At 61.8% G+C, this 22,104-nt stretch carries 19 protein-coding genes and 1 pseudogene; 18 read left to right on the top strand and 2 right to left on the bottom strand.

Features of this window, described 5'->3' with window-relative positions:
- The first annotated feature begins 13 nt into the window (after positions 1–13).
- The 6 genes and pseudogenes from typA to AC2T3R_RS24345 form a co-directional block, all read left to right on the top strand.
- Positions 14–1,834, top strand: coding sequence for a translational GTPase TypA (typA, locus tag AC2T3R_RS24370; RefSeq protein WP_013974573.1), 1,821 nt, complete (start codon positions 14–16; stop codon positions 1,832–1,834).
- A gap of 352 nt (positions 1,835–2,186) precedes the next feature.
- Positions 2,187–2,771, top strand: a complete 585-nt coding sequence (locus tag AC2T3R_RS24365) for a 2OG-Fe(II) oxygenase (RefSeq protein WP_080604908.1) — start codon at positions 2,187–2,189, stop codon at positions 2,769–2,771.
- Between the two features lie 6 nt (positions 2,772–2,777).
- On the top strand, positions 2,778–3,578 hold the full coding sequence (locus AC2T3R_RS24360; RefSeq protein WP_015272113.1) for a hypothetical protein: 801 nt from the start codon (positions 2,778–2,780) through the stop codon (positions 3,576–3,578).
- Between the two features lie 44 nt (positions 3,579–3,622).
- Positions 3,623–4,171, top strand: coding sequence for a hypothetical protein (locus AC2T3R_RS24355; protein ID WP_486744378.1), 549 nt, complete (start codon positions 3,623–3,625; stop codon positions 4,169–4,171).
- 210 nt (positions 4,172–4,381) lie between these two features.
- The gene (locus AC2T3R_RS24350; RefSeq protein WP_486744377.1) at positions 4,382–4,585 is read left to right on the top strand and encodes a hypothetical protein; all 204 of its coding nucleotides are present in this window, start codon (positions 4,382–4,384) and stop codon (positions 4,583–4,585) included.
- A 15-nt stretch (positions 4,586–4,600) separates the two neighbouring features.
- A pseudogene (locus AC2T3R_RS24345) lies at positions 4,601–5,806 on the top strand (PhoPQ-activated protein PqaA family protein); the annotation flags it as partial.
- Between the two features lie 151 nt (positions 5,807–5,957).
- On the opposite strand, the gene AC2T3R_RS24340 reads toward AC2T3R_RS24345, so the two are convergent.
- Entirely contained in the window at positions 5,958–6,362 is a 405-nt protein-coding gene (locus AC2T3R_RS24340) for a YkgJ family cysteine cluster protein (protein WP_003259873.1), read from the bottom strand.
- Between the two features lie 184 nt (positions 6,363–6,546).
- On the opposite strand from AC2T3R_RS24340, the gene AC2T3R_RS24335 reads away from it, so the two are divergent.
- From AC2T3R_RS24335 to AC2T3R_RS24315, 5 genes are all read left to right on the top strand, one after another.
- Positions 6,547–8,997, top strand: a complete 2,451-nt coding sequence (locus AC2T3R_RS24335) for a glycogen/starch/alpha-glucan phosphorylase (protein WP_410951902.1) — start codon at positions 6,547–6,549, stop codon at positions 8,995–8,997.
- A 249-nt stretch (positions 8,998–9,246) separates the two neighbouring features.
- A complete protein-coding gene (locus AC2T3R_RS24330; RefSeq protein WP_013974568.1) occupies positions 9,247–10,257 on the top strand; it encodes a class 1 fructose-bisphosphatase in 1,011 nt (336 codons plus the stop codon).
- 3 nt (positions 10,258–10,260) lie between these two features.
- Positions 10,261–10,857 (top strand): DUF924 family protein, encoded by a 597-nt coding sequence (locus tag AC2T3R_RS24325; protein ID WP_410951901.1) that lies wholly within the window; start codon positions 10,261–10,263, stop codon positions 10,855–10,857.
- A gap of 295 nt (positions 10,858–11,152) precedes the next feature.
- Positions 11,153–11,407: an outer membrane protein assembly factor BamE domain-containing protein gene (bamE, locus tag AC2T3R_RS24320; RefSeq protein WP_003249234.1), complete on the top strand. Its 255-nt coding sequence runs from the start codon at positions 11,153–11,155 to the stop codon at positions 11,405–11,407.
- A complete protein-coding gene (locus AC2T3R_RS24315; protein ID WP_003259870.1) occupies positions 11,404–11,976 on the top strand; it encodes a lipocalin family protein in 573 nt (190 codons plus the stop codon). The genes bamE and AC2T3R_RS24315 overlap by 4 nt, the downstream gene beginning before the upstream one ends.
- 116 nt (positions 11,977–12,092) lie before the next feature.
- Here AC2T3R_RS24315 and AC2T3R_RS24310 read toward each other — a convergent pair whose 3' ends face one another.
- Entirely contained in the window at positions 12,093–13,457 is a 1,365-nt protein-coding gene (locus AC2T3R_RS24310) for a formimidoylglutamate deiminase (protein WP_024087842.1), read from the bottom strand.
- A 145-nt stretch (positions 13,458–13,602) separates the two neighbouring features.
- Between AC2T3R_RS24310 and hutC the strand changes: the two genes are divergently transcribed.
- The 7 genes from hutC (at position 13,603) to hutG (ending at position 22,048) form a co-directional block, all read left to right on the top strand.
- The gene (gene hutC / locus AC2T3R_RS24305; RefSeq protein WP_013974563.1) at positions 13,603–14,313 is read left to right on the top strand and encodes a histidine utilization transcriptional repressor HutC; all 711 of its coding nucleotides are present in this window, start codon (positions 13,603–13,605) and stop codon (positions 14,311–14,313) included.
- Entirely contained in the window at positions 14,310–14,882 is a 573-nt protein-coding gene (locus AC2T3R_RS24300; protein ID WP_013974562.1) for a HutD/Ves family protein, read from the top strand. The genes hutC and AC2T3R_RS24300 overlap by 4 nt, the downstream gene beginning before the upstream one ends.
- A 255-nt stretch (positions 14,883–15,137) precedes the next feature.
- Positions 15,138–16,811, top strand: coding sequence for a urocanate hydratase (gene hutU, locus AC2T3R_RS24295; RefSeq protein ID WP_013974561.1), 1,674 nt, complete (start codon positions 15,138–15,140; stop codon positions 16,809–16,811).
- 107 nt (positions 16,812–16,918) lie between these two features.
- On the top strand, positions 16,919–18,451 hold the full coding sequence (gene hutH / locus AC2T3R_RS24290) for a histidine ammonia-lyase (protein WP_015272105.1): 1,533 nt from the start codon (positions 16,919–16,921) through the stop codon (positions 18,449–18,451).
- Between the two features lie 157 nt (positions 18,452–18,608).
- Complete coding sequence (locus tag AC2T3R_RS24285; RefSeq protein WP_023663049.1) at positions 18,609–20,012, top strand: amino acid permease; 1,404 nt, start codon at positions 18,609–18,611, stop codon at positions 20,010–20,012.
- Between the two features lie 16 nt (positions 20,013–20,028).
- The gene (gene hutI / locus AC2T3R_RS24280; protein ID WP_061304644.1) at positions 20,029–21,234 is read left to right on the top strand and encodes an imidazolonepropionase; all 1,206 of its coding nucleotides are present in this window, start codon (positions 20,029–20,031) and stop codon (positions 21,232–21,234) included.
- A gap of 10 nt (positions 21,235–21,244) precedes the next feature.
- A complete protein-coding gene (gene hutG, locus AC2T3R_RS24275) occupies positions 21,245–22,048 on the top strand; it encodes an N-formylglutamate deformylase (RefSeq protein ID WP_486744376.1) in 804 nt (267 codons plus the stop codon).
- The last annotated feature ends 56 nt before the right edge of the window (positions 22,049–22,104 follow it).

The following is a 22,104-nucleotide window of genomic DNA, read 5'->3' as shown; positions in this document are numbered from 1 at the left end:
TCGAGATACAGTTGTGATCGAAAATCTGCGTAACATCGCCATCATCGCCCACGTTGACCATGGTAAAACCACCCTGGTCGACAAACTCCTGCGCCAGTCCGGCACCCTGGAGCGTAACGAGCTCAACGACGAGCGCGTGATGGACTCCAACGACCAGGAAAAAGAGCGCGGCATTACCATCCTGGCGAAAAACACCGCCATCAACTGGAACGGCTACCACATCAACATCGTCGACACCCCCGGCCACGCCGACTTCGGTGGCGAGGTTGAGCGTGTAATGTCGATGGTCGACTCCGTGCTGCTGCTGGTCGATGCCCAGGACGGTCCGATGCCACAAACCCGCTTCGTGACCAAGAAGGCTTTCGAAGCTGGCCTGAAGCCGATCGTCGTGATCAACAAGGTTGACCGCCCGGGCGCGCGTCCTGACTGGGTTCTGGACCAGATCTTCGACCTGTTCGACAACCTCGGTGCCACCGATGATCAGCTGGACTTCCAGGTTGTCTACGCTTCGGCCCTGAACGGCATCGCCGGTCTGGACCACACCGACATGGCCGAAGACATGACCCCGCTGTACCAGTCGATCGTCGACAACGTACCGGCGCCGAACGTTGACGTCGATGGCCCGTTCCAGATGCAGATCTCCGCTCTGGACTACAACAGCTTCCTCGGTGTTATCGGCGTTGGCCGTATCGCCCGTGGTCGTATCAAGCCGAACACCCCGGTTGTTGCCATCGACACCGAAGGCAAGAAGCGTAACGGCCGTATCCTCAAGCTGATGGGCCACCACGGCCTGCACCGCGTCGACGTTGAAGAAGCCCAGGCTGGCGACATCGTCTGCATCAGCGGTTTCGACGAGCTGTTCATCTCCGACACCCTGTGCGACATGAACCACGTCGAGGCGATGAAGCCACTGACCGTTGACGAGCCGACCGTTTCGATGACCTTCCAGGTCAACGACTCGCCGTTCTGCGGCAAGGAAGGCAAGTTCGTCACCAGCCGTAACATCAAGGAACGTCTGGACAAAGAGCTGCTGTACAACGTTGCACTGCGCGTTGAAGAAGGCGACTCGGCTGACAAGTTCAAGGTTTCCGGCCGTGGTGAGCTGCACCTGTCGGTTCTGATCGAAACCATGCGTCGTGAAGGCTTCGAGATGGCTGTAGGCCGCCCTGAAGTGATCATCCGCGAAGTCAACGGCGTGAAGCAGGAGCCGTTCGAGAACGTCACCATCGACATCCCTGAAGAATCCCAGGGCAAGGTCATGGAAGAAATGGGCCTGCGTAAGGGCGACCTGACCAACATGGCGCCGGATGGCAAAGGCCGTGTACGTCTGGAGTACAACGTACCTGCTCGTGGTCTGATCGGTTTCCGTAACCAGTTCCTGACTCTGACCAACGGTGCCGGCATCCTGACCTCGATCTTCGATCGCTACGACACCATGAAAGCCGGCCAGATGTCCGGTCGCCTGAACGGTGTACTGGTTTCGATCGAGACCGGCAAGGCGCTGACCTACTCGCTGGAAACCCTGCAGGCTCGCGGCAAGCTGTTCATCGAGCACGGTCAGGACATCTACAACGGTCAGATCATCGGCCTGAACAGCCGTGACAACGACCTGGGCGTGAACCCGACCAAAGGCAAGAAGCTCGACAACATGCGTGCTTCGGGCAAAGACGAAGTCATCGCCCTGGTACCGCCGGTTCGCCACACCCTGGAACAGGCCCTGGAATTCATCCAGGACGACGAGCTGTGCGAAGTGACTCCGAAGTCGATCCGCCTGCGCAAGAAGATCCTGGACGAAGGCGAGCGTACCCGCGCTGCCAAGAAAGCCAAGGCTTGATCGTCTAGCTTGAGCTGAAACGAAAACGCCCCCGGTCGAAATGCCGGGGGCGTTTTTTTATGTCCAATTCTGAGTGAAGCCAAGGGCAGTGGCTGCCTGCGGTCTCTCACGCACACGTGCTTTTATCATGGTAAATGCTTGGGGGCTGGTAAAGCTTCAGGTTGGTGTCAGTCTGAAAAAAGTTTGTTTGAGGTAAAGAAAATGGGAACTCGTTATGGCGACTAAATCTGTTATCACGTCAAGGCTATGGTAAAGGTCACCGGCTGAGCGGCTGTTTCCCTGTGTGAGAATATCTAAAGGTGTTTTAACTTTCAGTCTCCAATCGCTATGTTGAGATCAGGAGATTGAAGTAATGGTAGGTTTGACTGCTTGTAAAAATATCTGTGTGATTGATGATGGAATAACGGACGAAGAGCACACGAAAATATTGAGGCTCCTAACTGGCTCGCTCTGGCGTTATGGCTGGCCCTATCCTTATGCTCCCCTTGATCGTCCATGTTGGCACAGTTTTATCGCCGGTACTCGCAGAAATGAATTGGAAGACTGTGAGCAAGAACTACGAGAGCGACCGGACTGGGCTTTTCTGGCGAATATCTGGGCACGTATCAAGGCTGCGCATATGCCTTCGGCGACCCTGTTAGGGGTATACGCCAATGGTCAAACAAGCAGCCAGGATGGTCCTATTCATCGTGACAATACAGCCGAGGCGCCAGGGAAAACTGTAATGCTGTTTTGCAGCGAGTACTGGGCCACCTGCTGGGGTGGTGAGCTTGTATTCTACGACGCTGACAAAGAAAGTATTGTGCTGTCGGTACAGCCTAAGCCGAGGCGGGTTGTAATCTTCAATGGGGAAGTGCCGCATGGTGCTCGGGCGCCTGGTGTGAGTTGTAATCGGCTGCGTATGAGCATCGCCTTCAAGACATTGATCAGGGAGTAGCGAAAGATGATCAAAACACTTGAGATTATCTTGGGCTACGTTGAGAAACCGGTAGCGGTGGGTGCGGCAGCTACTTCCCTGACGGATCAGTACAATAGCGACAAGTCAGGGTTCGTTCTAGTGAATCAGAGTGCCCAAACCGGAGCTGCAGTCGCCGGGATCACGTCAATAGTAAAGCTGACTGCGGGTTTTACACCCTTCCTCAATATCAAGGTGAATACGCTTGCTGCGACTACAGTATTTCTAAAAATTACTGCTCAGTACAAGACCGACCAGAAATTTGAAAAAGGTGACGTCCTGAGCCTGGTTGGAAATGTTGCGGGGATTGTCGGCAGCATAAGCTTGCTTGCTGGGGCTGGCACTCCCGCAGTTATTTTCACTGCTGTGGGCGTTGGGGCTAATGCCTTGGGGATACTCAATTCCGATGCGGCAACAAATTTGTATCATTCTTTTATCGCACCTGTAGTGCAAAAACATTTCGTTGCAAATACAAATGCCACCTACCCTGATTACTGGGTAGCGCCGGACTTGGCCCTTGCATCGCTCGCCCAAATCAGCGCAATCTATGCGGGCCGAGTTGCGGTAACCCAGTGGAACCCGGATACGCAAGGCGTGCTGCTTGGAAGCGACCTTTCTCACCTGTACGGAATATCTGGCGGCGGCGGGGGTGGCTATATTGAGCCGGACTTCGGTGGCGGGCCTATGGTATTCCCATTGCCGGAACTCCCCAGGTGGAATATTGATATAGGTCCTATAGAGATCATCCCGCCTGGCGGGGGCGTAGGTGGAGTTGATAGGTATCATTAAAGATTTTTAGGTGATTTTCCTATTTAAAATAGCAGGAGGGGCGTGTGCAGTCATTTTCTGGATTCATAAAGTTGCTCAGAGTGTCCCCTCCTTTAAAGCGAGCTCAATTGCTTGCGATTGTCGTGATTACGATGCTTGCAGGTGTTGCGCTTTATTTTAGTCAGCTGGAAGTATATAAGGCCCCTGATTTGTCTAGGCTACTAGTTATCGAGGGGCGAGTATCCGGTTATCCAGACGTTTGGGAGCATAACCGTTCGCTAGTACATTTTGGCGTAGCATATAAGCTTGATGGAAGGCGGGAGGGTAAACGTGTTTATACTTACCGGAAGTTGTATGAGGTATCGGGGCTTCGTATCAATACGAAGGTTATTCTTACAGTGGAACGTGGGGATGATGGTAGCACCGTGCGTGAACTCGCCACGTTGGACGGGCAAATACTCTATGACGATCGTCTCAATCAACAGGTCGTGGTTTGGAACAATGAATCGATAATGTCCACGGTCGTGTTGGGTACCTTGGCATCAATAGTGACCGCCATAGCCGCGATCGTTATGGTTGTACTTCATCTGCGCGACCTTGCTCGGCAGGGTTGATATAGAAATAGAGCTATTCCCATTTTGCTCGTTCGAGTCAAAACGCCCTCGCACGCATCGCCGGGGGCGTTTTTGTTTGTATGACGCAGGTTTTTTTGTAGGTGATATCTCAAGCTGATGTAGGTTGCATCCTTCACGGCCTTTTGCGACTTGTGCGCGCTTGTTGTGATGCATAGCGTGAAGTGCTTTCTCGAAGCAGGAAGCATGCACATGAATTACCGTTTAGCGCTGGCCATCCCCTGCCTGATGGCTGGCTTGCAGGCTTGCACCATGCAGGATTGTGCCAGCCTGCGTCCGCAGGATGTTGTCCAGTGCCATATTGGCAAGGTGCGTCAGGCACCCTTGGAAGCCGTATTGCTCGAGCAAGCCTCCGAGCCTGGGTATGCGTTCCGTCGCTTGCAGATGGTTTCGTAGGTTTGGGAGCCAGCGCCGGTGGTTGAGCCGCGCCGCTGGGAGCATGATGTCGAGCTGCATATCCCGCACAATGCCGTGCCCGGCAAAGCCTTGCTGGTGGTGAACAACGGTGTACGGTTCGGACCGGCGCAAACCCCGGACTATACCCGCGAGGCATTGCGCGAGGTCGCCCTCAAGGCACGGATGGCCGTGGTCATGATCAGCGATGTGCCCAATCAGTACGTGACCTTCAACGATAACGAGAAGCCCTTGCGCGAGGATGACGCCGTGGCCCATACCTGGGCTCATGCGCTTCGCGGCGCCGCGCCGGAATTGCCACTGCACGTGCCGATGGCCGCGGCGGCAAGCCGGGCGATGGATCTGGCCGAGCAAGAGCTGGCAGGGCAAGGGCTCACGGTGGACCGCTTCATTATCACGGGTGCCTCCAAGCGCGGCTGGAGCGCATGGCTCACGGCATTGGCCGATGAGCGGGTGATGGCCATCGTGCCCAGTGTGATCGACGTCGCGGATACTTCGGACATGCTGGCCGGATTGCGCAAGCGTTATGGTGGTCACTGGCCCTTGGCGCTGGGTTCCTACCAGCAGGCTGGTGTCCTGCAACAGCTGGGCACCCCGGCATTCGAGCGGCTGATGGCGATGATGGACCCGATGCAGTACCTGAACGAGAAAAGGCAGCGTCTGGCCATTCCCAAGTACCTGGTGTCCGCCAGTGGTGACGATTTCTTCGCCCCTGACCCGGTCACCGATTATCAGCAGCGCCTGCCGGGCCAGACCAGCCTCAGGGTATTGCCGAACTCTGACCATGGCGGGGTGCGTCAAGCGGTAGTCAGTACCTTGGTACCTGCAGTGACGCGCCTGCGCGATGGCACACCTTTGCCAAGCGTGCAGGTGTCGGCCAGCGGGTATGCCGGGCAGATGAGCGTCGACTTCTCTGAGCCGCCAGTGGCGGTGAAGGTGTGGACGGCGAGCAACAGCCAGGACCGCGACTTCCGTTTTGCCTGCGGGGTGCGCTACCAATCCGAGACGCTCGCTCCCATGCAGAGCTTCACCCTGCAGCGCACGCCGCCGGCGGTGGGATGGCAGGCGCAGTTCGTCGAAGCGAAGTTTGCTGATGGCTTTATCGCTACCAGCCCGGTCAGCGTGCTGCCGCAGACCTATCCCGAACATCCACCGGCGGAGCAGGGTGGTGCATGCAGGAGCTTTCCCTCTGGCGGAAAGTAGAAATCTGGCTTGGCACATAATTGGCCAGCAGTGGCCGCTTTGCGGCCCTTCGCGGGCTTGCCCGCTCCCACAGGTGTGTCGCTGAGCCCATGATTTGCGCGACCCTTGTGGGAGCGGGCAAGCCCGCGAAGAGGCCCTTGAAGGCTAGCGATCAGCGCCCGACCACCTTGGGCTTGTACGCACAATACCCCGGCCGCGGCCCGACCTTGGGGTGGTTGCGGCAGGTATCCGGCCGCTTGTCATAAATAGTGCACAGCCGGCTTTTACGATCCAGATACAGGCAGTCATCATTGCTCATCCGGGTCAGGGTGAAGATCCCCGACTTCTGGTTGAAGCGTTCGATGATGCCATCCTTCTGCAGGCGCTTGGCGATGTTCTTCGGCGGTTCGTCCTTCTCGAACTCGTCGACCACGCCGATACGGATCAGATCCTTGATCTTCACCTCCACCGGCAGGGTGCAGCAGGTCGAATGGCAGCCATGGCACATGTTGCTGGTGTAGCGCTGCCAGGTCTCCAGGCGGTCGACTTCGGCTGCGGCGATCAGGGTCGTTTTCATCTTTATGGGGTGTATCACGGTCTTGGGGCGCGCGATCATACCGGAATTGTTCAATTTATGAACAACCTTTTGCCGGAATCGCAAAGTGGGCATGAAAACTGCGAACGCTAACTGTCACTCCCTGTCGAAGGGTCTAGGCTCAACAGTCTCCCTCCGTTTTCGTCAACTTGCCCGAGGATGCCGCATGTCCCAGGAACCCAAAGCTCGTGACGCCGAGGTGGCCGAATTTCGCGCCGCTGTACTGGACAAGCTGACCTACGCGGTTGGCAAGGACCCAGAGCACGCCTTCGACCACGACTGGTTCGAAGCCATCGCCCTGGCCGCGCGCGATCACATGGTCGATCACTGGATGGACCACACCCGCCAGGCGTATCGCCGCAGCCAGAAGCGGGTCTATTACCTTTCTCTCGAATTCCTCATCGGCCGGCTGCTGTATGACAGCCTGAGCAACCTGGGCCTGCTCGACATTGCCCGCGACGCATTGGAAGGGCTGAACGTGGACCTGGAGCGCATTCGCCTGCTCGAGCCTGATGCTGCGCTGGGCAACGGTGGCCTGGGCCGCCTGGCGGCGTGCTTCATGGAGAGCATGTCGACCCTGGGCATCGCTGCTCACGGTTATGGCATCCGCTATGAGCACGGGCTGTTCCGTCAGGCCATGGTCGATGGCTGGCAGCAGGAGCAGACCGAGAACTGGCTCGACTTCGGCAACCCCTGGGAGTTCGAGCGCGCCGAGGTGATCTACCCCATCAGCTTTGGCGGCAGCGTCGAAACGGTGCACGACACCCACGGCCAGCAGCGCCAGGTATGGTGGCCGGGCGAGACCGTGCGGGCGGTGGCCTACGATACCCCGGTGGTCGGTTGGCGCGGGGCCAGCGTCAATACCCTGCGCCTGTGGCGTGCGCGGGCGCTGGAAGAGCTGCACCTGGAACGCTTCAATGCCGGCGACCACCTGGGCGCGGTGGCCGAGGTGGCACGGGCCGAAAGCATTTCGCGGGTGCTGTACCCGGCCGACAGCACCGAGGCGGGCCAGGAACTGCGCCTGCGCCAGGAATACTTCTTCGTCTCGGCTTCGTTGCAGGACCTGCTGCGCCGCCATCTGAACATGCACGACAACCTGCTCAACCTGCCGGATGCGGCGGCCATCCAGCTCAACGACACCCACCCGTCGATCGCCGTGGCCGAGCTGATGCGCCTGCTGGTCGACCAGCATGAGATCCCTTGGGATACCGCCTGGGAGCTGACCGTCGGCACCCTGGCCTACACCAACCACACCTTGCTGCCCGAAGCCCTGGAAACCTGGCCCGTTGCGCTGATGGAACGCATGCTGCCGCGGCACATGCAGATCATCTACCTGATCAACGCCTACCACATCGACGCGCTGCGGGCGAAAGGCCTGCACGACTTCGACGTGTTGCGGGCTGTGTCGTTGATCGAGGAAGACAATGGCCGCCGGGTGCGCATGGGCAACCTGGCGTTCCTCGGCTCGCACAGCGTCAACGGTGTGTCGGCGCTGCACAGCAAGCTGATGAAAAGCACGGTGTTCGCCGAGCTGCACAAGCTCTACCCGCAACGGATCAACAACAAGACCAACGGCATTACCTTCCGCCGCTGGCTGTACCAGTCCAACCCGCAGCTGACCGCCATGCTGGTCGAGGCGTTGGGCCCTGAGTTGCTGGACGATCCGGAAGGGCGCCTGGTCAATCTGGTGCCGTTCGCCGACAAGAGCGGCTTCCGCAAGCAGTTCGCCGCGCAGCGCCTGCACAGCAAGCGTGCCCTGGCCAGCATCATCCAGGACCGGCTGGGCGTTACGGTGAACCCCGAAGCGCTGTTCGATGTGCAGGTCAAGCGCATTCACGAATACAAGCGCCAGTTGCTAAACCTGCTGCACACCGTGGCGCTGTACCAGGCCATGCGCAACGACCCCGGTACCGACTGGGTGCCGCGGGTGAAGATCTTCGCCGGCAAGGCCGCGGCCAGCTATCACCAGGCCAAGCTGATCATCAAGCTGGCCAACGACATCGCCCGGGTGGTGAACAACGACCCCACCGTGCGCGGTCTGCTGAAGGTGGTGTTCCTGCCCAACTACAACGTCAGTCTGGCTGAAAGCATCATCCCGGCGGCGGACCTTTCCGAGCAGATTTCCACCGCCGGTTACGAAGCGTCCGGCACCAGCAACATGAAGTTCGGCCTGAACGGCGCGTTGACCATCGGTACCCTGGATGGTGCCAATGTCGAGATGAGCGAGCAGGTGGGTACCGAAAACATGTTCATCTTCGGCCTTACTGCGCAGCAGGTGGAGGCCAGGCGGCGCGACGGTGACTTTGGCGCCAGTGCGGCGATTGCCGCGTCCAGCCGCCTGAACGACGTGTTGCAGGCTGTTCGCAGCGGGGTGTTCTCACCGGACGACCCGTCGCGCTACAGCGCGCTGATCGACGGGCTGGTAGCTCATGACCGTTTCCTGGTGTGTGCCGATTTCGATGCCTACTGGGATGCCCAGCGACGGGTCGAGGAGCTTTGGCACACGCCGCAGGAATGGTGGCGCATGGCGGTGCTGAATACCGCGAGGATGGGCTGGTTTTCCTCGGACCGGACCATTCGGGAATATGCCAGCGAGATCTGGAAGGCGCTGGATTGAGGAAAAGGGGCCGCTGTGCGGCCCATCGCCGGCAAGCCAGCTCCCACCTCGACCGCGTCGACCTTGAGCCATGTGCAGTCCCTGTGGGAGCTGGCTTGCCGGCGATGGGCTGCACAGCAGCCCCAACCGACCATCGGCTTGGTGCTTGCTGAACTTCAGGGGCCGAAGTCGAGTCTCTTTGCTCGCTAGCCCGCAACTCTCCCTGTAAACTGCGGGGGTTTTTATCCCCCAATCCTTTCGGAGCCATACATGTCCCGCGTTACCCTGAGTCGCTATCTGATTGAGCAGACCCGCAGCAACAATACCCCTGCCGATCTGCGCTTCCTGATCGAAGTGGTGGCGCGTGCGTGCAAGGAAATCAGCCATCACGTGTCCAAAGGCGCCCTCGGTGGCGTGCTGGGCAGCATGGGCACTGAAAACGTGCAGGGCGAAGTCCAGAAGAAACTGGACGTGATTTCCAACGATATCCTGCTGGAAGCCAACGAATGGGGCGGCCACCTGGCCGGCATGGCTTCCGAAGAAATGGACAACGCCTACCAGATCCCGGGCAAGTACCCGAAAGGCGCCTACCTGCTGGTATTCGACCCGCTGGACGGCTCGTCCAACATTGACGTCAACGTTTCGGTCGGCACCATCTTCTCGGTACTGCGTTGCCCTAACGAATACCTGAGCCAGAACGAAACCCTGAACGAAAAAGCCTTCCTGCAACCAGGCACCCAGCAGGTCGCCGCCGGTTATGCCATCTACGGCCCGCAGACCATGCTGATCCTGACCCTGGGCAACGGCGTCAAGGGCTTCACCCTGGACCGCGAACTGGGCAGCTTCGTCCTCACCCACGAAAACATCCGCGTGCCGGAAACTACCGCAGAATTCGCCATCAACATGTCCAACCAGCGCCACTGGGAAGCCCCGGTTCAGCGTTACGTGGGCGAACTGCTGGCAGGCGAGACCGGCCCGCTGAAGAAAAACTACAACATGCGCTGGATCGCCTCGATGGTGGCCGACGTACACCGCATCCTGACCCGTGGCGGCCTGTTCATGTACCCACGTGACGCCCGCGAACCGAGCAAGCCGGGCAAGCTGCGCCTGATGTACGAAGCCAACCCGATGTCCTTCATCATCGAACAGGCCGGCGGCGCCTCCACCAACGGTTACGATCGCATCCTCGACATCCAGCCAGAAAGCCTGCACCAACGTGTGTCGGTAATCCTCGGCTCGAAGGAAGAGGTCGAGCGCGTCACCGCCTACCACAAGGAGTAAGTCATGCTCGCACCTTGGCAGCCGTTGCTGGAGTGGTGGTTCGGTTGGGGCACCAGTCCCCAGGCCGTGGCTGACGAGAAGAGCACGCTGTGGTTCGGCAAGCATCATGATGCCGAGGCCCATGCGCTGTTTGGCGAGCTGGTCGAGCATGCCCTGGAGGGTGGGCTCGACGAGTGGCAGCAAAGCCCGCAGGGCTGGCTGGGCCTGCTGATCCTGCTGGACCAGCTGCCGCGCATGATCTACCGCGACACGCCGCGTGCCTTCGAGGGCGACCGGCGTGCCCAGGTGGTGGCGATGCAGGGTTTGCAGAAGAACTGGGATTACCAACTGCTGCCGATACAGCGGGTGTTCGTGCTGCTGGTTCTGGAACATGCCGAAGTGCTGGACTGGCAGAACCTGTGCGTCGAGCGCTACCAGGTGCTGCTGGACGAGCAACCCGAAGCCAACCGCCGGTTGTTCGAAGGCTTCCTCGACTATGCCGAGCAGCACCAGCGGGTAATTGCCCGTTTCGGGCGCTTCCCGCACCGCAACCTGGTGCTGGAGCGGCCGAGTACCAGCGAAGAGATGGACTTTTTGCTGGAGCCTGGGTCCAGGTTCTGATTCCAGGGTTGGCGGGATCCTTGTAGGAGCAGCCTTGTGCTGCGAAGTGTCCCTCGCTGCCCATGCATCCCTGTTGGCCTTACCGGCCCTTTCGCAGCACAAGGCTGCTCCTACAGTACGTAGGGGCGGCCTTTTTGTTTGTGCGGGGTAATTCTTTGTGATTAATCGCACAGTAGTGGCCATCCGACCAATGGTGTAGGGGTAGAGGAGGGGGAGCAGGGAACCTGGGAGGGTTTTTACCGTCGAAGGTCACTGCAGGCCACTCGCCTGTATCCCCTCTCCAGGAGTGTCCTTCATGTCGTTGCGTTCCCTCGCCCTGTTGTCGCTGTGCGTCGTTCTGACTGCCTGCAGCAAGATCAATCAGGAAAACTATTCCAAGATCAAGGCCGGTATGAACAAGGCCGAGGTCGAGCAGCTGCTCGGCACGCCGACCGAGTGCTCTGGCGCGCTGGGCATGAGCAGCTGCACCTGGGGGGACGAGAAGAGCTTCATCAGTGTGCAGTACGCGGCTGACAAGGTGCTCATGTATTCAGGGCAGGGTCTCAAATGAGGCGCGTGTATCTGCTGATGGGGGTATGCCTGGCGTTGCTGCTGGGCGGTTGTGCCGGCTCCGTGCACGACCCGCTGGCGCCGAAAACCGCGGGCAACATCGACCTCAAGCGCTACCAGGGCAAGTGGTACGAACTTGCGCGCCTGCCAATGCGCTACCAGACCGGCTGTGAGCAGTCCGAAGCGCACTACAACCTCAGGCTCGATGGTAGCCTCGGCGTGCTCAACCGCTGCCGCACCATGGGTGACGAATGGCTGCGCGCCGAGGGGCATGCGAACATCCAGGAGCCAGGGCACACCGACAAGTTGTGGGTCGAGTTCGATAACTGGTTCACCAAGCTGGTGCCAGGGGTGGCGAGGGGCGAGTACTGGATCCTGTATGTGGATGATCGCTATCGCACGGCGGTGGTCGGCAGCCCGGACCGCAAGCACTTGTGGCTACTGTCGCGTACGCCGACGCTACCAGCCTGGGAGCGCGAGAACCTGATGTCCAAGGCCCGGCAGCAGGGTTATGACACCAGCCGGCTGATCTGGCGCGCGTCGGACCAGCAGATCGTCAAGATGCACTGAATTTCTGGGGGCTGCTTTGCAGCCCATCGCGACACAAGGCCGCTCCTACAGGGGAACGCACATACCTGTAGGAGCGGCCTTGTGTCGCGATGGGCCGCAAAGCGGCCCCAATACACTCACCCCAACAGCTGTCGCAACACCTCGGCAAACGCCAGCGCGCTTTGCTCTTCCTGCGCATGCCGCCCCTGGCGCACCACCCATTGCCCATTCACCATCACATCCCGCACCTGGCGATCGCCGCCGGCAAACAGCCAGCGGTTGAGAATCGCATCCCCATCGGCCATGGCGATGTAAGGGTCCTGCCCATCGAGCACCAGCCAGTCGGCGCGCTTGCCCACGGCCAGTTCCCCGACCGCCTGCCCCAGCGCCTGCGCACCGCCCGCCAGGGCAGCGTCATACAGCGTGCGCCCGACCATCGGCTGGTCGCCGCGATACAGGCGGTTACGCCGCTGGTCGCGCAGCCGCTGGCCGTATTCCAGCCAGCGCAGTTCCTCCACAACGCTCAGCGACACATGGCTGTCCGAACCAATGCCCATGCGCCCACCCTGCGCCAGGTAGTCCACTGCTGGGAAAATCCCGTCGCCCAGGTTGGCCTCGGTGGTCAGGCAAAGCCCGGCTACCGCGCCGCTGCGGGCCATGGCGGTGACTTCATCCGGCTCTGCGTGGGTTGCGTGCACCAGGCACCAGCGCGGGTCCACATCCACATGCTCGTACAGCCACTGCAACGGGCGCAGGCCGCTCCAGGCCAGGCAGTCGTCGACTTCCTTCTGCTGCTCGGCGATATGGATATGCACCGGGCACTGTTTGTCGCTGGCTGACAGCACTTCGGCGATCTGCCCGGGCGTCACCGCGCGCAGCGAATGGAAGCACAGACCCAGTTGCTGCGCGGGTTGTGCGGCCAGCAGCGGGGCCAGCTGCGCTTGCAGTTGCAGGTACTGTTCAGTGGAATTTATGAAGCGCCGTTGCCCGTCATTCGGGGCTTGGCCGCCGAAGCCTGCGTGGCTGTACAGCACCGGCAGCAAGGTCAGGCCAATGCCGCTGTCGGCTGCAGCCGCGCTGATGCGGTGGGACAGTTCTGCCGGGTCGGCGTAGGCCCTGCCGGCCTGGTCATGGTGCACGTAGTGGAACTCGGCGACCGAGGTATAGCCGGCCTTGAGCATTTCGATGTACAGCTGGCGGGCGATGACCTGCAGCTGCTCTGGACTGATCTGGCCGACCAGGCGGTACATCAGGTCGCGCCAGGTCCAGAAACTGTCGTTGGGGTTGCCGGCGACTTCCGCCAGCCCTGCCATGGCGCGCTGGAAGGCATGCGAGTGCAGGTTGGGCATGCCGGGCAGCAGCGGGCCGGCCAGCCGCTCGGCGCCTTCGGCCGAGGCGCCCGGTTCGATGCGGGCCACATGGCCATCACTGGTGACCTCGATGCGGACATGGCTGGCCCAGCCCGTGGGTAGCAGGGCGCGTTCGGCAAAGTAGGCGGACATCGGTGAAAATCCTGTTATTGTTAACTTGTATATACATATACAGGCGTTTGCCTGCCGGGTAAACTGCGGCAAGCTACCGCTCATTTCATTTGCACAAGGATCCAACGCCGTGCCGACACCTCCTGTCTCCGCGCTGGTTGCCCAGATGGGCGAGGGCCCGGCTCCGCTTTACGCCCGGGTCAAACAGATGATCATCCAGCAGATCGACAACGGCAGCTGGCCACCGCATCACCGGGTACCCTCGGAGAGCGAACTGGTCAGTGAGCTGGGCTTCAGCCGCATGACCATCAACCGCGCGCTGCGCGAGCTCACTGCCGAAGGCCTGCTGGTGCGCATGCAAGGGGTCGGTACCTTCGTGGCCGAGCCCAAGGGGCGTTCGGCGCTGTTCGAGGTCAACAACATCGCCGACGAAATTGCCGCGCGTGGCCACCAGCATAGCTGCCAGGTGATTACCCTCACCGAGGAAACGGCCGGTTCCGAGCGGGCCCTGGCCCTGGACATGCGCGAAGGCCAGCGAGTGTTCCACTCGCTGATCGTGCATTTCGAGAACGGCGTACCGGTGCAGATCGAGGACCGCTACGTCAATGCGGCGATTGCCCCCGACTACCTCAAGCAGGACTTCACCCGGCAGACGCCATACGCCTACCTGTCGCAGGTGGCGCCGCTGACCGAGGGTGAACACGTGGTCGAGGCAATCCTGGCCGAGCCGGAAGAATGCCGCCTGTTGCAGATCGAGCGGGGCGAGCCCTGCCTGCTGATCCGCCGTCGCACCTGGTCCGGCCGCCAGCCGGTGACCGCCGCGCGGCTGATCCACCCCGGTTCCCGTCATCGCCTGGAAGGACGTTTCAGTAAATGAGTCAGCTGCAGTTGTTGCGTGCGCAGGGCTACCCGCGCATGCCGTGGAAGAATGGTGGCGGTTTCACCGAAGAGATTACCCGCGACAGTGGCGAAGGCCTGGACGGCTTTGGCTGGCGCTTGTCGATTGCCGATATCGAGGAGTCCGGTGGCTTTTCCACCTTCGCCGGCTACCAGCGGATCATCACCGTGTTGCAGGGCGACGGCATGCGCCTGCTGGTGGACGGCCAGGCCAGCCGGCCGTTGCTGCCGTTCGATGCCTTTGCCTTCAGCGGCGAGAGCCAGGTCAGCTGCAAGCTTCTGGGCGGGGCGATCCGTGATTTCAACCTGATATATGCACCGCAGCGCTACCGGGCGCGGTTGCAGTGGTTCGATGGCACCAGCCGTTTGTACAGTTCGGCGTCGACGGTGTTGCTGTTCGCTGCCAGCAGCCAGGTCGAGGTGGGTATTGCCGGGCGTGAGACGCAGCGGTTGGGGTTGTATGACTGCCTGCGGCTGGAGGGCAATGACCAGTTGTTGGGGTTGGATGTGCAGGGGCGGTTCTGCCTGATCGAACTCGTTTCACGTTGAGATAGCCGGGGGCTGCTGCGCAGCCCTTCGCGGGCTTGCCCGCTCCCACAGGTACAGCGCACGCCTTGAAGGCAGTGGAGCTCTCTGTGGGAGCGGGCAAGCCCGCGAAGGGCCGCGCAGCGGCCCCATTTCTTTTGCCATTCAGCGGAAAGGTCCAATTATTTTAGTTGTCCATGCTTGTACATACAAGTAAAGATGTGTTTGTATATCTACCACGACATACCCGCCCGCGGACGACCGCAGAGGACCTTTCCCGTGACCGACAACAACAAATACCGTGACGTTGAAATCCGTGCCCCACGTGGCAACAAGCTGACTGCCAAAAGCTGGCTGACCGAAGCGCCACTGCGCATGCTGATGAACAACCTCGATCCACAGGTCGCGGAAAACCCGAAGGAACTGGTGGTGTACGGCGGTATCGGCCGCGCTGCCCGTAACTGGGCGTGCTACGACAAGATCGTCGAGACCCTGACCCGCCTGGAAGACGACGAAACCCTGCTGGTGCAGTCGGGCAAGCCGGTCGGCGTGTTCAAGACCCACAGCAACGCCCCGCGCGTACTGATTGCCAACTCCAACCTGGTGCCGCACTGGGCCAACTGGGAACACTTCAACGAACTGGACGCCAAGGGCCTGGCCATGTACGGCCAGATGACCGCCGGCAGCTGGATCTACATCGGCAGCCAGGGCATCGTCCAGGGCACCTACGAAACCTTCGTCGAAGCCGGTCGCCAGCATTACGGCGGCAGCCTGAAAGGCAAGTGGGTACTGACCGCCGGCCTGGGCGGCATGGGCGGCGCCCAGCCACTGGCCGCCACCCTGGCCGGTGCCTGCTCGCTGAACATCGAATGCCAGCAGAGCCGCATCGACTTCCGTCTGGAAACCCGCTACGTCGACGAGCAGGCCACTGACCTCGACGACGCCCTGGCACGCATTGCCAAGTACACCGCCGAAGGCAAGGCCATCTCCATCGCCCTGCACGGCAACGCTGCCGAAATCCTGCCAGAGCTGGTCAAGCGTGGCGTGCGCCCGGACATGGTCACCGACCAGACCAGCGCCCACGACCCGCTGAACGGTTACCTGCCAGCCGGCTGGACCTGGGAACAGTACCGCGACCGCGCACAGACCGAACCGGCTGCAGTGGTCAAGGCCGCCAAGCAGTCGATGGCCGTGCACGTGCAAGCCATGCTCGATTTCCAGAAGCAGGGTGTTCCGACCTTCGACTATGGCAACAACATCCGCCAGATGGCCAAGGAAGAAGGCGTGGCCAATGCCTTCGACTTCCCGGGCTTCGTGCCGGCCTACATCCGCCCGCTGTTCTGCCGTGGCATCGGCCCGTTCCGCTGGGCGGCGCTGTCCGGTGATGCCGAAGACATCTACAAGACCGACGCCAAGGTCAAGGAACTGATCCCCGACGACGCCCACCTGCACCGCTGGCTGGACATGGCTCGCGAGCGCATCAGCTTCCAGGGCCTGCCGGCACGTATCTGCTGGGTTGGTCTGGGCCTGCGCGCCAAGCTGGGCCTGGCGTTCAACGAAATGGTACGCAGCGGCGAGCTGTCGGCACCGATCGTGATCGGTCGTGACCACCTGGACTCCGGTTCGGTGTCCAGCCCCAACCGTGAAACCGAAGCCATGCGCGACGGTTCCGACGCTGTCTCCGACTGGCCGCTGCTCAACGCCCTGCTGAACACCGCCGGCGGTGCTACCTGGGTTTCGCTGCACCACGGTGGTGGCGTGGGCATGGGCTTCTCCCAGCACTCTGGCATGGTCATCGTCTGCGACGGTACCGATGAAGCCGCCGAGCGTATCGCGCGCGTGCTGACCAACGACCCAGGGACCGGTGTGATGCGTCATGCCGATGCCGGTTACGACATCGCCATCGAGTGCGCCAAGGAGCAGGGCCTGGACCTGCCGATGATCACTGGCTGATCGCCACGCTTTGGATCGCACCCCACAAGGGGTGATACTGAACAACAAGAAGGAGCACGCAGGCACTTACAAACGGGCCTGCGGCTCCACGCGATTGGAGTAGTGAAGTGACCGAATTGACCCTCAAGCCCGGCACCCTGACCCTGGCCCAGCTGCGCTCCATCCATGCGGCGCCCGTGCGCTTGCAACTGGACGCCAGCGCCGCGCCGGCCATCGACGCCAGCGTTGCCTGCGTCGAGCAGATCATTGCCGAAGACCGTACCGCCTACGGCATCAACACCGGTTTCGGCCTGCTGGCCTCGACCCGCATCGCCAGCCACGACCTGGAAAACCTGCAGCGCTCGCTGGTGCTGTCCCACGCCGCCGGTGTCGGCGCGCCGCTGGATGACGACCTGGTGCGGCTGATCATGGTGCTGAAGATCAACAGCCTCAGCCGTGGTTTCTCCGGCATCCGTCGCAAAGTCATCGACGCGCTGATTGCCCTGGTCAACGCCGAAGTCTATCCGCACATCCCGCTGAAGGGTTCGGTGGGCGCTTCCGGCGACCTCGCCCCGCTGGCGCACATGTCGCTGGTGCTGCTGGGTGAAGGCAAGGCCCGCTACAAGGGCCAGTGGCTGCCAGCCACCGAAGCCCTGGCCGTGGCCGGCCTCGAGCCGCTGACCCTGGCCGCCAAGGAGGGTTTGGCCCTGCTCAACGGCACCCAGGCGTCCACCGCCTATGCCCTGCGTGGTCTGTTCCAGGGCGAGGACCTGTACGCCGCTGCCATCGCCTGCGGCGGCCTGAGCGTCGAAGCCGCACTGGGCTCGCGCTCGCCATTCGATGCGCGCATTCACGAAGTGCGTGGCCAGCGCGGCCAGATCGACACTGCTGCCTGCTTCCGTGACCTGCTGGGCGACTCCAGCGAAGTGTCGCTGTCGCACAAGAACTGCGACAAGGTCCAGGACCCGTACTCGCTGCGCTGCCAGCCTCAGGTCATGGGCGCCTGCCTGACCCAGTTGCGCCAGGCCGCCGAGGTACTGGGCATCGAAGCCAACGCCGTGTCGGACAACCCGCTGGTGTTCGCTGCCGAAGGTGACGTGATTTCCGGCGGTAACTTCCACGCCGAACCGGTGGCCATGGCCGCGGACAACATCGCCCTGGCCATTGCCGAAATCGGTTCGCTCAGCGAGCGCCGTATCTCGCTGATGATGGACAAGCACATGTCCCAGCTGCCGCCGTTCCTGGTGGAAAACGGTGGGGTCAACTCGGGCTTCATGATCGCCCAGGTCACCGCTGCTGCCCTGGCCAGCGAGAACAAGGCCCTGTCGCACCCGCACAGCGTCGACAGCCTGCCGACCTCGGCCAACCAGGAAGACCACGTGTCGATGGCCCCGGCTGCCGGCAAGCGCCTGTGGGAAATGGCCGAAAACACCCGTGGCGTGCTGGCCATCGAATGGCTGGGCGCCTGCCAGGGCCTGGACCTGCGCAAGGGCCTGAAGACCTCGGCCAAGCTGGAGCAGGCGCGCCAGGCGCTGCGCAGCGAAGTGCCGCACTACGACCGTGACCGTTTCTTCGCCCCCGACATCGAAAAGGCCGTGGAACTGTTGGCCAAGGGTCGCCTGACCGGCCTGCTGCCGGCTGGTGTGCTGCCAAGCCTGTAATGCCCCCAGGGGCCGCTGTGCGGCCCATCGCCGGCAAGCCGGCTCCCACAGATGGAGATGCGACACACCATCTCTGTGGGAGCTGGCTTGCCGGCGATTGGGCTGCAAGGCAGCCCCCCTCGATCTCACGACCACAAAAACAATTTAAGGACGTGACATGCAACAAGCTCAAGGTCTAAAGCGCGGGCTAAGTGCCCGCCACATCCGTTTCATGGCCCTCGGTTCCGCCATCGGCACCGGGCTGTTCTACGGTTCCGCCTCGGCCATCCAGATGGCCGGCCCGGCCGTGCTGCTGGCCTACCTGATCGGCGGCGCCGCCGTGTTCATGGTCATGCGCGCCCTCGGCGAAATGGCTGTGCACAACCCGGTCGCCGGCTCGTTCGGCCACTACGCCAGCACCTACCTCGGCCCCATGGCCGGCTTCATCCTCGGCTGGACCTACGCCTTCGAGATGGTCATCGTCGCCATCGCCGACGTCACCGCCTTCGGTATCTACATGGGCTTCTGGTTCCCGGAAGTGGCCCGCTGGATCTGGGTGCTGGGCATCGTCTTCCTGATCGGCGGCCTCAACCTGTGCAACGTCAAGGTCTTCGGCGAAATGGAATTCTGGCTGTCGCTGCTCAAGGTCGGCGCCATCGTGGCGATGATCCTGGCCGGCCTCGGCATCATGGCCTTCGGCTTCAGCCAGGTAGGCACCGGGCAGGCCGTGGGTGTCAGCAACCTGTTCGACCACGGCGGCTTCATGCCCAATGGCGTGGGTGGCCTGATCGCTTCCTTTGCCGTGGTGATGTTCGCGTTCGGCGGCATCGAGATCATCGGCGTGACCGCCGGTGAGGCCAAGGACCCGCAGCGGGTCATCCCCAAGGCGATCAACGCCGTGCCGCTGCGCATCCTGCTGTTCTACGTGCTCACCCTGTTCGTGCTGATGTGCCTGTTCCCATGGCCGCAGATTGGCAGCCAGGGCAGCCCGTTCGTGCAAATCTTCAGTAACCTGGGCATCGGCTCTGCCGCCGCGGTGCTGAACATCGTGGTGATTTCTGCCGCGATCTCGGCAATCAACAGCGACATCTTCGGCGCCGGCCGCATGATGTACGGCCTGGCCCAGCAAGGCCACGCGCCGCGCGGCTTCAGCAAGCTGTCGAAGCACGGCGTGCCGTGGATGACCGTTGTGGTGATGGGTGCTGCGCTGCTGATCGGCGTGCTGCTCAACTACCTGATCCCGGAGAACGTGTTCCTGCTGATCGCCTCGATCGCCACCTTCGCTACCGTCTGGGTGTGGCTGATGATCCTGCTCACCCAGGTGGCCATGCGCCGCAGCATGAGCCGTGAACAAGTGGCCCAGCTGCAGTTCCCGGTACCATTCTGGCCATACGGCCCAGCCATGGCCATTGCGTTCATGGTGTTCATCTTTGGCGTGCTCGGTTACTTCCCGGATACCCAGGCGGCACTGCTCGTCGGCGTGGTCTGGGTGGTGTTCCTGGTGGCGTCCTACCTGCTGTGGTGCAAGCCGCGCGCAGGGCAGGGCAAGCCAGTAGCGGAACCGGCCGAGCTGCACCGCTAAGTAAAGGAGTCGATGTATGAGAACCGTCTGGCAGCACTGCCATGTGGCAACCATGGCCGAGGGCCGTTACTCGGCCATTGAGGACGCGGCCATTGTCACCAACGCCGGGCTGATCGAGTGGATCGGCCCGCGCGTCGAGCTGGCGTCGGTCGAGGCCGAACGTACGGTGGACCTGGGCGGCGCCTGGGTTACCCCGGGGCTGATCGACTGCCACACCCACGCGGTGTTCGGTGGCAACCGCAGCGGCGAGTTCGAGCAGCGCCTGCAGGGCGTGAGCTATGCCGAAATCGCCGCACAGGGCGGTGGCATCGCCAGCACCGTGCGGGCCACCCGCGCGGCCAGCGAGGACGAGCTGTTCGCCAGTGCTCGCCAGCGGGTCCAGGCGCTGATGCGCGATGGCGTGACCACCATCGAGATCAAGTCCGGCTACGGCCTGGACCTGGCCAACGAGCGCAAGATGCTGCGTGTGGCCCGGCGCCTGGCCGACGAGTTGCCTCTGGCGGTGCGCGCCACCTGTCTGGCAGCCCATGCCTTGCCGCCGGAATACGTCGGCCGGGCTGATGACTATATCGCGCACATCTGCGATGAAATGCTGCCGGCCCTGGCCGCCGAAGGCCTGGTGGACGCAGTGGATGCCTTCTGCGAACACCTGGCGTTCTCCCCGGCCCAGGTCGAGCGGCTGTTCATCAAGGCGCGCGAACTTGGCCTGCCGGTCAAGCTGCACGCCGAACAGTTGTCGTCGCTGCACGGTTCCAGCCTGGCGGCGCGCTACCAGGCGCTGTCGGCCGACCACCTGGAGTTCATGACCGAGGAAGACGCCATTGCCATGGCAAAAGCCGGCACGGTCGCCGTGCTGCTGCCGGGCGCGTTCTACTTCCTGCGCGAAACCCAACTGCCGCCGATGGACGCCCTGCGCCGCCACGGTGTGAAGATCGCCCTGGCCAGCGACCTCAATCCCGGCACCTCGCCAGGGTTATCGCTTCGGCTGATGCTGAACATGGGCTGCACATGCTTCCGCATGACGCCGGAAGAGGCCCTGGCCGGTGTCACCGTGCACGCCGCCACGGCGCTGGGCCTGGGCGACAGCCATGGCTCGCTGGAAGTGGGCAAGGTCGCCGACTTCGTCGCCTGGCAGATCGAACGCCCCGCCGACCTGGCCTATTGGCTGGGCGGCGACCTGCCCAAGCGCGTAGTGCGCAAGGGCCACGAAATTTCCAATTGAGTGAGGCACGATGGACAAGGTACTGAGTTTTCACCAGGGGCGCCTGCCGCTGCTGATCAGCATGCCCCACGCCGGCCTGAAACTGTCGCCGGCTGTTCGAGACGGCCTGGTCGAGCAGGCGCGCAGCCTGCCGGACACCGACTGGCATATTCCGCGGCTGTATGACTTTGCCCGCGAGATGGGCGCCAGTGTCGTGGCCGCGGAGTATTCGCGTTTCGTCATCGACCTGAACCGGCCGGATGACGACAAACCACTTTACGTCGGTGCCACTACTGGCCTGTACCCGGCCACACTCTTCGATGGCGAGCCATTGTTCAAGGACGGGCTGGTGCCGACAGGCGAGGAGCGCAAGCAGTATCTGGAGCAGATCTGGCGCCCCTACCACGACACAATTCGTTGTGAGCTGGCACGGCTGCGCGAGCAATTCGGCTACGCCCTGCTGTGGGACGCCCATTCGATCCGTTCGCTGATCCCGCACCTGTTCGACGGCAAGCTGCCGGATTTCAACCTGGGTACCTTCAACGGCGCCAGCTGCGACCCGGCTCTGGCCGAACAGCTGAAAGAGGTCTGTGCCCAGGCCCAAGGCTACAGCCACGTGCTCAATGGCCGCTTCAAGGGCGGGCATATCACCCGGTATTACGGTGATCCGGCCAACCACATCCATGCGGTGCAGCTGGAGCTGGCGCAGAGCACCTATATGGAAGAAGCCGAGCCGTTCGATTACTGCGAAAACCTGGCACGACCGACACAGGAGGTGTTGAAGCAGCTTCTGCAGGCGCTGCTGGACTGGGGCCAGGCGCGTTACGGGCGGTGAAGTTCACCGGTGAGAATGGCGACGCGATGCAGGTTGTTCGCGTCGCCAGTCACTAC

It is taken from the genome of Pseudomonas sp. PVC-5-1, assembly GCF_057444345.1.
This window is presented reverse-complemented; position numbering and strand designations above follow the sequence as displayed.

Coding starts and splice junctions, on each gene's coding strand:
- AC2T3R_RS24365 (WP_080604908.1), top strand. CDS start 2,187: ATGGTAGGTTTGACTGCTTGTAAAAATATCTGTGTGATTGATGATGGA.
- AC2T3R_RS24360 (WP_015272113.1), top strand. CDS start 2,778: ATGATCAAAACACTTGAGATTATCTTGGGCTACGTTGAGAAACCGGTA.
- AC2T3R_RS24350 (WP_486744377.1), top strand. CDS start 4,382: ATGAATTACCGTTTAGCGCTGGCCATCCCCTGCCTGATGGCTGGCTTG.
- AC2T3R_RS24340 (WP_003259873.1), bottom strand. CDS start 6,362: ATGAAAACGACCCTGATCGCCGCAGCCGAAGTCGACCGCCTGGAGACC.
- AC2T3R_RS24335 (WP_410951902.1), top strand. CDS start 6,547: ATGTCCCAGGAACCCAAAGCTCGTGACGCCGAGGTGGCCGAATTTCGC.
- AC2T3R_RS24330 (WP_013974568.1), top strand. CDS start 9,247: ATGTCCCGCGTTACCCTGAGTCGCTATCTGATTGAGCAGACCCGCAGC.
- AC2T3R_RS24325 (WP_410951901.1), top strand. CDS start 10,261: ATGCTCGCACCTTGGCAGCCGTTGCTGGAGTGGTGGTTCGGTTGGGGC.
- bamE (WP_003249234.1), top strand. CDS start 11,153: ATGTCGTTGCGTTCCCTCGCCCTGTTGTCGCTGTGCGTCGTTCTGACT.
- AC2T3R_RS24315 (WP_003259870.1), top strand. CDS start 11,404: ATGAGGCGCGTGTATCTGCTGATGGGGGTATGCCTGGCGTTGCTGCTG.
- AC2T3R_RS24310 (WP_024087842.1), bottom strand. CDS start 13,457: ATGTCCGCCTACTTTGCCGAACGCGCCCTGCTACCCACGGGCTGGGCC.
- hutC (WP_013974563.1), top strand. CDS start 13,603: ATGGGCGAGGGCCCGGCTCCGCTTTACGCCCGGGTCAAACAGATGATC.
- AC2T3R_RS24300 (WP_013974562.1), top strand. CDS start 14,310: ATGAGTCAGCTGCAGTTGTTGCGTGCGCAGGGCTACCCGCGCATGCCG.
- AC2T3R_RS24285 (WP_023663049.1), top strand. CDS start 18,609: ATGCAACAAGCTCAAGGTCTAAAGCGCGGGCTAAGTGCCCGCCACATC.
- hutI (WP_061304644.1), top strand. CDS start 20,029: ATGAGAACCGTCTGGCAGCACTGCCATGTGGCAACCATGGCCGAGGGC.
- hutG (WP_486744376.1), top strand. CDS start 21,245: ATGGACAAGGTACTGAGTTTTCACCAGGGGCGCCTGCCGCTGCTGATC.